At 67.0% G+C, this 10113-nt stretch carries 10 protein-coding genes; all 10 read right to left on the reverse strand.

Going from position 1 to position 10113, the window contains the following annotated elements:
* On the reverse strand, positions 1–524 hold a 524-nt coding region (locus tag QZ847_RS06355; RefSeq protein ID WP_294354442.1), incomplete at its 3' end, for a MarC family protein.
* Between the two features lie 25 nt (positions 525–549).
* Complete coding sequence (folD, locus tag QZ847_RS06360; RefSeq protein WP_294354445.1) at positions 550–1419, reverse strand: bifunctional methylenetetrahydrofolate dehydrogenase/methenyltetrahydrofolate cyclohydrolase FolD; 870 nt, start codon at positions 1417–1419, stop codon at positions 550–552.
* 67 nt (positions 1420–1486) lie between these two features.
* Positions 1487–1798 carry a YggT family protein gene (locus QZ847_RS06365; protein WP_294354447.1) on the reverse strand — a complete coding sequence of 104 codons (312 nt, stop codon included), beginning with the start codon at positions 1796–1798 and terminating at the stop codon, positions 1487–1489.
* A gap of 708 nt (positions 1799–2506) precedes the next feature.
* Complete coding sequence (argB, locus tag QZ847_RS06370) at positions 2507–3406, reverse strand: acetylglutamate kinase (protein WP_294354452.1); 900 nt, start codon at positions 3404–3406, stop codon at positions 2507–2509.
* 44 nt (positions 3407–3450) lie between these two features.
* Positions 3451–4596, reverse strand: a complete 1146-nt coding sequence (locus QZ847_RS06375; protein WP_294354455.1) for a PepSY domain-containing protein — start codon at positions 4594–4596, stop codon at positions 3451–3453.
* Between the two features lie 45 nt (positions 4597–4641).
* The gene (locus QZ847_RS06380; RefSeq protein ID WP_294354457.1) at positions 4642–5325 is read right to left on the reverse strand and encodes a Fe2+-dependent dioxygenase; all 684 of its coding nucleotides are present in this window, start codon (positions 5323–5325) and stop codon (positions 4642–4644) included.
* Positions 5326–5342: 17 nt separating this feature from the next.
* Positions 5343–7811, reverse strand: coding sequence for a TonB-dependent siderophore receptor (locus QZ847_RS06385; RefSeq protein WP_294354460.1), 2469 nt, complete (start codon positions 7809–7811; stop codon positions 5343–5345).
* A gap of 62 nt (positions 7812–7873) precedes the next feature.
* On the reverse strand, positions 7874–8140 hold the full coding sequence (locus QZ847_RS06390; protein ID WP_294354463.1) for a ribbon-helix-helix domain-containing protein: 267 nt from the start codon (positions 8138–8140) through the stop codon (positions 7874–7876).
* The gene (locus tag QZ847_RS06395) at positions 8137–8829 is read right to left on the reverse strand and encodes an aspartate/glutamate racemase family protein (protein WP_294354466.1); all 693 of its coding nucleotides are present in this window, start codon (positions 8827–8829) and stop codon (positions 8137–8139) included. The genes QZ847_RS06390 and QZ847_RS06395 overlap by 4 nt, the downstream gene beginning before the upstream one ends.
* A gap of 6 nt (positions 8830–8835) precedes the next feature.
* Positions 8836–10113, reverse strand: a 1278-nt coding sequence (locus tag QZ847_RS06400) for a cobaltochelatase subunit CobT (RefSeq protein WP_294354468.1), incomplete at its 5' end; no start/stop codon positions are given.

A 10113-nucleotide genomic window follows, 5' to 3' on the forward strand; every position in this document is an offset into this window, starting at 1 on the left:
GCGCCCACCACGCGCATCAGCGGCCCGGCGGCGAGCAGCGCGACGAGCATCAGCGCGAGGTTGGCGAGCAGCGCACCGAACACCACCAGCGAGCGCTCGAACCCGTTGTTGCGCGCCATCAGCAGCATGACGGTCGCGATCGATCCCGGCCCCGCGATCATCGGCATCGCCATCGGGAAGATCGACACGTCCTCTACCTCGGAGGTCGCCTGAACCTTGGCGGCGCGGTCCTCGCGGCGCTGGGTGCGCTTCTCGAACACCATTTCGAGCGCGATCAGGAACAGCATGATGCCGCCTGCGATGCGGAAGCTGGCGAGCTCGATGCCGAGGCCGTGGAGCAGCGGCTCGCCCATCAACGCGAAGACGAGCAGGATGATCGCCGACACGATCACCGCGCGCACCGCCATTGCCCGCCGGTGCGCTGCGGTTGCGCCCGCGGTCAGCCCGGCGAAGATCGGCGCGCAGCCCGGCGGATCGATCACCACGAAGAAGGTGACGAAGGAGGAGACGAACAGCTCGAGCATCAGCCGCGCTTCACCAGCGTGACGCTCACAACGCAGCGTCCAGCGTCACGCCCTCGCGACGTGCGGCGGAGACGAGCGTGTTGCGCATCAGCACCGCGATCGTCATCGGACCGACCCCGCCCGGCACCGGCGTGATCGCGCCTGCGACCTCCGCCGCGGCCGGGTCGACATCGCCGACCAGACCCGCATCGGTGCGATTGATGCCGACATCGATCACGCTCGCGCCTGGCTTGATCCACTCGGCCTTGACGAAGCCGGGAATGCCGACCGCCGCGACGACGATGTCGGCGCGCGCGACATGCGCGGCGAGATCGCGCGTGCGGCTGTGCGTCATCGTCACGGTGCAGCTCTCCGCCAGCAGAAGCTGTCCCATCGGCTTGCCGACGATGTTCGACCGCCCGATCACCACCGCGTCCAGCCCGGCAAGGTTCGGGTGCACGTCCTTCAAAAGGATCAGACAACCGAGCGGGGTGCACGGCACGAAGCCGGGCAGCCCGGTCGCGAGCCGCCCGGCGTTGACCGGGTGGAAGCCGTCGACGTCCTTGTCGGGATCGATCCGCGTGATGACGCGACGCTCGTCGATGTGGCGCGGCAGCGGCAGCTGCACCAGGATGCCGTCGACCGCCGGATCGGCGTTCAACCGGTCGACCAGCGCGATCAGCTCGTCCTCGGCGACGTCGGCCGACAGTCGGTGCTCGAAGCTCTCCATGCCCGCGGCGAGCGTCGCCTTGCCCTTGCTGCGGACGTAGACCGAGGAAGCGGGGTCCTCGCCGACCAGCACGACCGCGAGCCCCGGCTTGCGCCCCGACGCGGCGACAACGCGCGCCACCTCGGTCGCCACTCGCGCGCGCAGTTTGCTTGCGAAATCCTTGCCGTCGATGATCCGTGCGCTCATGGCCCGGCTCCTTAGAGTCCAGCGGCCAGCTATGCCAGCGCCGCGATGCTCGGCGGCACTTGCGCGATCAGAGCGCGCCGCCGCTCGCCATCGTGCTCGCCGCGACGTTGTTGAGGATGATGTTGGCGATCGCCATCAGCACCAGCACGATCATGGGCGCGAAATCGATCCCGCCGGTGTTGGGCAAGCGGCGCCGGATCGGGCGGTAGAGCGGGTCGGTCAACCGGTCGAGCCCGTCGTGGAGCGAGCGGATGAACGGGCTCGACGTGTTGATGACGTTGAACACGATCAACAGTGACAGCACGAACTGGATGATGATCACCCACCAAACGACGTTGAGCAGGACCTGCAGGATCTGGATAATGGTCAGGATCAACACGGGGGCTTCAACTCCGAACGGGGTGCGCCGGCTCTAGCCGATGCGGGCGCGGAGCGAAACGCCTTACGCGAGTTGGATCATCGCGGTTCCAAATGGGCCATCGCCATCTCTGAGCGACAAGTAACGACTTCAATCAGCAGACCGCGGCTTCTCCCCCGCTGGAACGAGAGCCAATTAGCTACGCCGTATGACGCATCGCCTAAGCCAAGCGGTCGGCAAGACGTTGACTGCAACATTAGAAGGCAGCTCGTAGAAGTCCATCTCGCGATAGCTCCACGCATAAGGCTTACAGGACCGAAGTGCCGCAGCATGGAGCTCGAGCTGAAACTCAGCCGGCGCACTGCGGATCGATTGAAGAAACGAACGGTCGAGCGTTAAATCAGCGCCAAAGGTGCGCAAACGGCTCTTTCGAACGTAGTCAGCATACACTCCAATGAAGAGCACTGATATGATCATGACGCTGGCGACGTAGAATGGAACGCCAAAAGGCCGCAATTTACGTACTACAATCAGCGGAGCCAGGGCGATCGAGATCACCAGAACCCACAGTCGTCCGTGAAAACCAAGCCTGTCCGGCCATATCAACAAGTCTGCAAGCGGAGCGAAGACGTCACCGCACAATACAATTGCAGACAGGCAGTAAGAGGCAACGGCTAAGCCGATTATTCTTGCCCAGCTAATCACGACTGATTGCTTTCCGGTCAGTCCTCACCCTCGCCGGATCAGCGTACCCGCACCGCGCTTCGTGAAGATTTCCAGCAGCATCGCGTGGCGGATTCGGCCGTCGAGCACGACCGCGGCGTCGACGCCCGCCTCTACCGCGGCGACGCACGTCTCCAGCTTCGGGATCATGCCGCCGCTGATCGTGCCATCGTCGCGCAGTGCCTTGACCTGCGCAGGATTGAGGTCGGTCAAGAGCTCGCCCTGCTTGTCGAGCACGCCCGCCACATCGGTCAGCAGGAAGAAGCGCGCCGCGCCCAATGCGGCGGCGATCGCGCCCGCCATCGTGTCGGCGTTGATGTTGTAGGTGTGGCCGTCCGCGCCGATGCCGATCGGCGCGATCACCGGAATAATGCCGTCGGCGGACAGCGTATCGACGATGCGGCGGTCGACCGCGACCGGCTCGCCGACGAAGCCCAGATCGACGTGGCGCTCGATCCCCTGCAGCGGATCGGCGTCGCGGTTGCCGCCGACCTTTTCGGCCTGCACCAGCCCCGCGTCCTTGCCCGAGATGCCGACCGCGCGGCCGCCCGCGCGGCCGATCCAGCTGACGATCTCTTTGTTGATCGATCCCGCCAGCACCATTTCCGCGATCCGCGCCGTCTCAGCATCCGTCACGCGCAGCCCGTCGACGAAGCGCGATTCGACGCCCAGTCGTTTCAGCATCGACCCGATCTGCGGCCCGCCGCCGTGGACCACCACCGGGTTGATGCCCACCGCCTTTAATAGCACCACGTCCTCGGCGAAGTCGCGCTGCGCTTGGCTGTCGCCCATCGCGTGCCCGCCGTATTTCACGACGAATGTCTTGCCGGCGTAGCGTTGCAGGTACGGCAGCGCCTCGACCAAAGTCTCGGCCTTGAGCGACGGCGTGAAGGTGGGTTCGGTCATGGCCGTGCGCGATAGCGGCGGCGGCGCGATTGCGAAAGCACCCGCTACGCCGCCGAGCCTTCGACCCGCGCGCGCTTCGCCTGCTGTCGTGCCGCCAGATCGGCCTTCCAGCCGCGCGCGCGCCACCACATGATGATGCCGGTGACGCCCAGCAGCGCGGGGATCACGCCGCCCACGAAGATGATCGCTTGCCACAGCCAGCCCATGTCGGTGCCGTCGTGGATGCGCCGCATCCAGCGCGCGACGCTCGTGCCGCCACGCGCGCGTTCGGCCGCGGCGACGCCGCTGTCGTCGGCGACGGTTACGCTCCGCACCGGCTGCGTGTCGTAGCTGAGCCGCCAGTCGGACGAGCGGTCGGTCGGCCAGGTGACGCTGCGCAGCCGCGCCTCGGGCACCAGCGGCTTCGCGCGCGCGACGACCGCGGCGATCGACAGCGCCGGGGCGTCGAGCGGCCGTGCCCGCATCATCGCCGCGCGCCCGCCGCCTGCCGGCCCACGCCCGCCCTCGCCAGTCAGCGCGCCGAAGAACGCGGGAAAACTGATCCACGCCCCCGTCAGCGACAGCACGAACAGCGGCAGCGCGACCCAGAAACCGGTCAGATAATGCAGGTTGGTGTCGGTGTTGCGATGCCGTCGCCACCTGAGCCCGCGCACCCAGCGCCCGACGGTCGGCCACCACAGCCACAATCCGGTGAAGCTCGACACCATCATCGCGACGCCGATCCAGCCGACGATGCTCCGCCCCAAGCCCGGCACCATCAGGCTGCCGTGGATGACGTGCATCGTGCGCACAAATCCGGCGCGGTTGTTCGCCACGTCGAGCACGCGGGCGCTTGGCGGATCGAGGAAGACGGTCGTGCGCGCCGGCGGGCCGCCCTGCGGCTTCGCACCCTGCTTGGGCGCGGTCGCGATCGTCACCGCGACGGGACCGTGGCCGTCCTCCGGCAGCGCGATGCTCGCGACACGGTCGCCGGGCACGGTGCGCGCGCGCGCCGCGGCGACGTAGCGATCTAGCGGCAGCAGCGCCTGCCCGCTGACCGCGAAGCGCGCAGGGTTGAGCGCGCGGTCGAGCGCGTCATGCCACACCAGCGCCGCGCCGGTCAGCGAGATCGGGATGATCAGCACCGCCAGCAGCAATCCGATCCACTTGTGGACCTGAAACCACGCCTTGCGCCATTTCAGCTTGTTCATTCGCCACCCCCCCCATCTCGCGACGTGCGCGCTGCTATACCCCGGTCACGCGTCGGCCCAGCGACGCAGCAAATTGTGGTACACGCCGGTCAGCCGGATCACGGTGACATCCCCCTGGCCCTTGTCGGTCGCGACCGCCTGTACGCCCTGGTCGAGCTCGAACAGGATGCGTCGTGCGCCGTCGTCGCGTACCATCGATTGCACCCAGAAGAACGAGGCGACGCGTACCCCGCGCGTTACCGGCTCGACGCGGTGCAGGCTGGAGGCGGGGTAGAGCACCATCTGCCCGGCGGGCAGCTTGACGCGCTGCTCCCCGAACTGATCCTCGATCACCAGCTCGCCGCCGTCGTAGGTGCCCGGATCGCTCAGGAACAACGTCGCCGACAAATCGGAGCGCAGGCGAAAGTCGCTGCCACGCCGCAACCGGATCGCATTGTCGACGTGCATGCCGAATGCCTGCCCGCCGGCGTAGCGATTGAACAGCGGAGGAAAGACCTTGAGCGGCAGCGCGGCGGCGACGAACAGCGCCGAGCGACCGAGCGCGTCGAGCACGATTGCCCCGCCCTCGCGCGCGGCAGCGCTGTCCTCGGGCAATTGTTCGTTCTGCTTGGCAAGCGCCGACTGCGGCCCGCTGGTGGCGTTGCCGTCCGCCCACCCGCCCGCATCGATCACCCCGCGCAGCCGTGCCACACCGGTCGCGTCGAGCACGTCGGGGATCGCGATCAGCATGGCGGGACCTCCTTGCGTCAGAAGCTGTAGAACAAGCTCAGCACCGCCTGACGCCGATCGCCCGGCGCGGCCCAGCCGCCGGTCACGACGCCGCTGGTCGCGTTGATGTTGTTGCGCACGCTGGTGAAGTAACGCTCGTCGGTCAAATTCTGCAAGTTCAGCTGCAAGGTCACGCCTTCGCGGAAGCTGTACGCCATATACGCGCGGTGGATCAGGTAATCGTCGACCTTGAACTGCGGCGCGATCTGACCGTCGACCGCGACGACTGGCGAGTTGCCGTAGAACGACCCTTGAAAGGTTAGCCCGTACCCGATCTCCAGTCCGAACGGCAGGCGATAGGTTGTGAACAGGCTACCCGAATGCTCGGGCGTCTGCACCAGCCGGCTTCCCGCCTGCGGATCGGGGATCGCAACCGAGTTGGTGCAGCCATTGCCCGCAAGATTGGTCGCCGAGCCGCGCGGATTGTCGCGGCAGAAATCGGACACCGATTGCAGCACCCGGCTGTCGAGATAAGTGTAATTGGCGAAGATCGTCCAGTTGTGTGTCACATTGCCGCTCGCGCCCAAGGCGATGCCGTCGACGCGGCTGCGTCCGTCGAGCACCTGAAGCGACGCGGGCAGCGCCGGATCATTCGAGGGCACGCGGTAATTGGTCCGCTCGTTGCGGAACGCGGCGGCGGTCAGCTCCAGGCGGCGATCGAACAGCCCGGCCTTTAGGCCCACCTCGTAGTTCTTGGCGGTCTCGGGTGCCACCGCGCACGGATCGGCCGCCGCGGCGGTCGCGAGCGTGCCGCAGCCCAGCCGCACGGTCGCCGACGACGGGGTGCGCGCATTGCCGTAGCCGGCGTATACGCTGACGTCGCGCACCGGGTGGAACACCGCGCCGACGCGGTAGGAGAACAGCCGCTCGCGGCTGACCTGCGGCAGTTGCGCGAGCGGCGTGACCGGCGTCGTGCCCGGCGGCACGAACGCGAGCGGGTGCGCGCGGAAGGTGTTGCGGTTGGTCTCCCACCTCACCCCGCCGTTCAGCTCGAAGAAGCGCCCGAGTTCGAGCGTGTCGAACGCGTAGACCGCCAGGTTGCGCGACTCCGCGGAAGAGATCGCGGTCACCGTGCGATTGACCGGGCCGGTATAGGTCGTGTCTGGTGCCACGATCGAGAGCGGCGGCAGCGTCACTGCGGCGCCAGCGGCGGTGCGCGTCAGCGATCCCTGAATTAGGTCGTAATCCTCCAGCGTGCCCGCCACCCCAATATTGGCGACGTTGCGCACGCCGCCCTTCTCGCCGGTTTCAACGCGCAGGTCGGTCTGATTGAACAGCAGCTGGTTCTCCTGCTCACGCAGCAACCCGCGCGGGCCCGACGGTTGCCAGAAGCCGGGCTGCAACCCCGCCGGGCAGGGCGCGCCGACGATGCCGTTGATCGCCTGCGTCACCGGCTGGCGGTTCGTCTCCGCCAAGCAGAAGGTGCCCTGCGGCGCGCTCGTCACGCTGTTCTGCCCGACGCGCTGCCACCGCGTCAGATTGCGGACCGACACCTGATCGTTGACCGCGTGGCGAAACGTCGCGGTCAGCCGGTCGACGGTCACGTCCTGTCGGTCGAGATTGACGATGCCGTAATAATCGGAGCGGCTGGTGCCCGGCAGCGGCCCGTCGTTCACCGGCGTCACAAAATAGGGTACGCCGTAGATCGGCGTGTTGCGGTCTTCCTGATGGACGTAGGCGAGCGTCAGGCTGGTCGGCCCGCCGACGCCGATCGTGATCGCGGGCGCGACACCCCAGCGCTTCATCCGCTCGACATCGCGTCCGGGCACGTCGTTGCGGTGGTACACGCCGTTCAGTCGTACCGCGACCATGTCGCCGACGCGCTGGTTCGCGTCGATCGCGGCACGGTAGTAATCGTCGGTGCCGATCGCCGCTTGCGCGATCGTCAGGTCTTCCGCCCGCGGTTCCTTGCTGACGAGATTGATCGTGCCGCCGACGCTGCCCGATCCGTTGAAGACCGAATTGGCGCCGTTGTAGACTTCGATCTGCTGCAGGTTGAACGGATCGGTACGGCTGTACTGCGCGCTGTCGCGGACGCCGTCGATCGTGATGTCGTTGTTGGCGGAAAAGCCGCGCAGATTGATCGAATCGCCGTAACCCCCGCCGCCTTCACCCGCCCCGAAGGTGATGCCTGGGATCGTCTGCAACGCGTCGCGCAGGGTGAGCAGGTTCTGCTTCCTGAGCGTCTGGTCGGAGATGACGGTGATCGTCTGCGGCGTATCGATCAGCGCGGAGGTCGCCTTCGGGCTCTCGACCGCCGGTGGCTTGGCCTCGAGCGTGCCCGTCACGACGATGTCGTCGCGCTCGATCTGCGCGCGGCCGTCCTGCACGCGCGCCGCGGCGCTGTCCGCGACGGGCGCGGCGCCGGGAACCTCGGCGAGCGCGGGCGCGCTGGCGATGAAGCCGACACAAGACAGCGCCAGGAATGGCGACACGGCAGATGACATGAAAACGAACCCCCCAACTCTTATGGAGGGTCAGCTATTGAGAGTCACTCGCACTGTCAATGCTAATGCGATCCAGTCGCATCTTTGCCGCATGATTGTGTCAGCACCCAGGTGCGCAGCGCGCTGGCGAGGTTCGGCGGATCATCGGCGACGATCCTGAGCGCATCGACCTGCGCCACCAGCGCCGACAGCGGCAGCGCGCGCGCGACTGCTGCCTCCTCCAGCGCGCGCCAGAACAAGGGTTCAAGGCTGATCGAGGTCTGATGCCCCGCGATCGTGATCGATCGCTTGACCGGGCCGACAAAGCCGCCGGGCGGCGCGACGATCACGCGAGTGACGCGTCGACGAGCGCGCGCGCGTGCAACTCGGTGGTGTCGAACAGCGGAACGGCGCTGTCCTGCTCCCCCACCAGCAGCATGATTTCGGTACAACCGAGGATGATCGCCTCCGCACCGCGCCCGATCAGCCGGGCGATGACGTCGCGGTACAACGCGCGCGAGGCATCGAGCACCTCGCCCTGAACGAGTTCGCGATAAATCACGTCGTGAACGATCCCTCGTTCGGCGCGTGTTGGCACGATCACGTCGAGCCCGTGACGCATGCGCAATCGCTCGACGTAGAAGGGCTGCTCCATTGTGAATGCGGTGCCGAGCAGACCGACGCGCGTGAAGCCCGCTGCCTTCACTGCCGCGGCGGTCGGATCGGCGATGTGGATGAACGGCACGTTGATCGCTTCGGTGATCGCGTCGGCGACCCGGTGCATCGTGTTGGTGCACAGCGCCACTATCTCGGCCCCGCCGCGCTCCGCTGCCGCCGCGGCATCCGCCATGCGGCGGCCGAGCATGTCCCAGTCGCCGTCGTGCTGGAGCGCGGCGATCTCGGCAAAATCGAGCGACACCATCACGCTTTTGGCCGAGCGCATCCCGCCCAGCCTGCGCCGCACCTCCCGGTTGATAATCGAATAGTAATACGCCGAGCTCTCCCAGCTCATGCCGCCGATCAGCCCGATGGTGCGCACCCGCCGCTATTCCGCGTCAAACAGCGCCGCGAGTTGCTCGATGATCGTGCCGCCCAGCTGCTCGGCATCCATGATCGTCACCGCGCGACTGTAGTAACGCGTTACGTCGTGGCCGATGCCGATTGCCACCAGCTCGACCGGCGAGCGGCGCTCGATCCAGTCGATCACCTGACGCAGATGCCGCTCCAGATAGCTGCCCGAATTGACGCTAAGTGTCGAATCGTCGACCGGCGCGCCGTCGGAGATGACCATCAGGATGCGGCGTTCCTCCGGTCGCGCCATCATGCGCGCGTGTGCCCACATCAGCGCCTCGCCGTCGATATTCTCCTTGAGCAGCCCCTCGCGCATCATGAGACCCAGCGATGTGCGCGCGCGCCGCCACGGCTCGTCGGCCTTCTTATACACGATGTGGCGCACGTCGTTGAGGCGACCGGGCTGCGGCGGACGACCCGCGGACAGCCACGTCTCCCTCGACTGCCCGCCCTTCCATGCGCGCGTGGTGAAGCCCAGGATCTCGGTCTTGACCCCGCAGCGTTCGAGCGTGCGTGCGAGGATGTCCGCGGAAATCGCCGCGATCGAGATCGGGCGCCCGCGCATCGACCCCGAATTATCGATCAGCAGCGTGACCACCGTGTCGCGGAACTCAGTATCGCGCTCGATCTTGTAGGAGAGCGACTGACCCGGCGCGGTGACGACACGCGCCAGCCGCGCGGCGTCGAGCAATCCTTCCTCCTGATCGAAATCCCACGAGCGCGACTGCTGCGCCATTAATCGCCGCTGCAACCGGTTGGCGAGTTTGGAGACGGTCGATTGCAGGTGTACGAGCTGCTGATCGAGATAACCGCGCAGCCGCACTAGTTCGTCGGCGTCGCACAGGTCGGTTGCCGCCACGACCTCGTCGAACTGCGTCGACCAGACCTTATAGTCGAACTGCGGCATATGGTCGGACGGCGGACGGTTGGGGCGAACGGGCTGCATCCCCTCCTCGCCCTCGTCACCGGGTTCGCCGTCGACGTCTTCCATGTCGTCGCCGTCAGTTTCCTGGCCCTCGCCCTCCTGCTCGTCGGACTGGCGTTCCTCGCCGCGTGCCTCGGTCTGCGCCTCGCCCTCGCTGCCCTCGGCCTCGCCCTCGTCGGCGTCGTCGCTGTCCTCGCCCTCGCCGCCGGCCTCGTCCTCGCCGCCTTCCTCGTCGCTCTCCTCGGGCACCTGCTCACCCTCGACGAGTTCGAGGTCCTCGAGCAGCTTGCGTGTCAGCCCCTGGAACGCGCGCTGGTCGTCGAGCAC

Source organism: uncultured Sphingomonas sp., assembly GCF_913778135.1.
GTDB lineage: Bacteria > Pseudomonadota > Alphaproteobacteria > Sphingomonadales > Sphingomonadaceae > Sphingomonas.

What these genes read in the sequence shown, in the direction of transcription:
- QZ847_RS06385 (WP_294354460.1), bottom strand. Translation starts at nt 7,811, where the DNA reads ATGTCATCTGCCGTGTCGCCATTCCTGGCGCTGTCTTGTGTCGGCTTC.
- folD (WP_294354445.1), bottom strand. Translation starts at nt 1,419, where the DNA reads ATGAGCGCACGGATCATCGACGGCAAGGATTTCGCAAGCAAACTGCGC.
- argB (WP_294354452.1), bottom strand. Translation starts at nt 3,406, where the DNA reads ATGACCGAACCCACCTTCACGCCGTCGCTCAAGGCCGAGACTTTGGTC.
- QZ847_RS06375 (WP_294354455.1), bottom strand. Translation starts at nt 4,596, where the DNA reads ATGAACAAGCTGAAATGGCGCAAGGCGTGGTTTCAGGTCCACAAGTGG.
- QZ847_RS06380 (WP_294354457.1), bottom strand. Translation starts at nt 5,325, where the DNA reads ATGCTGATCGCGATCCCCGACGTGCTCGACGCGACCGGTGTGGCACGG.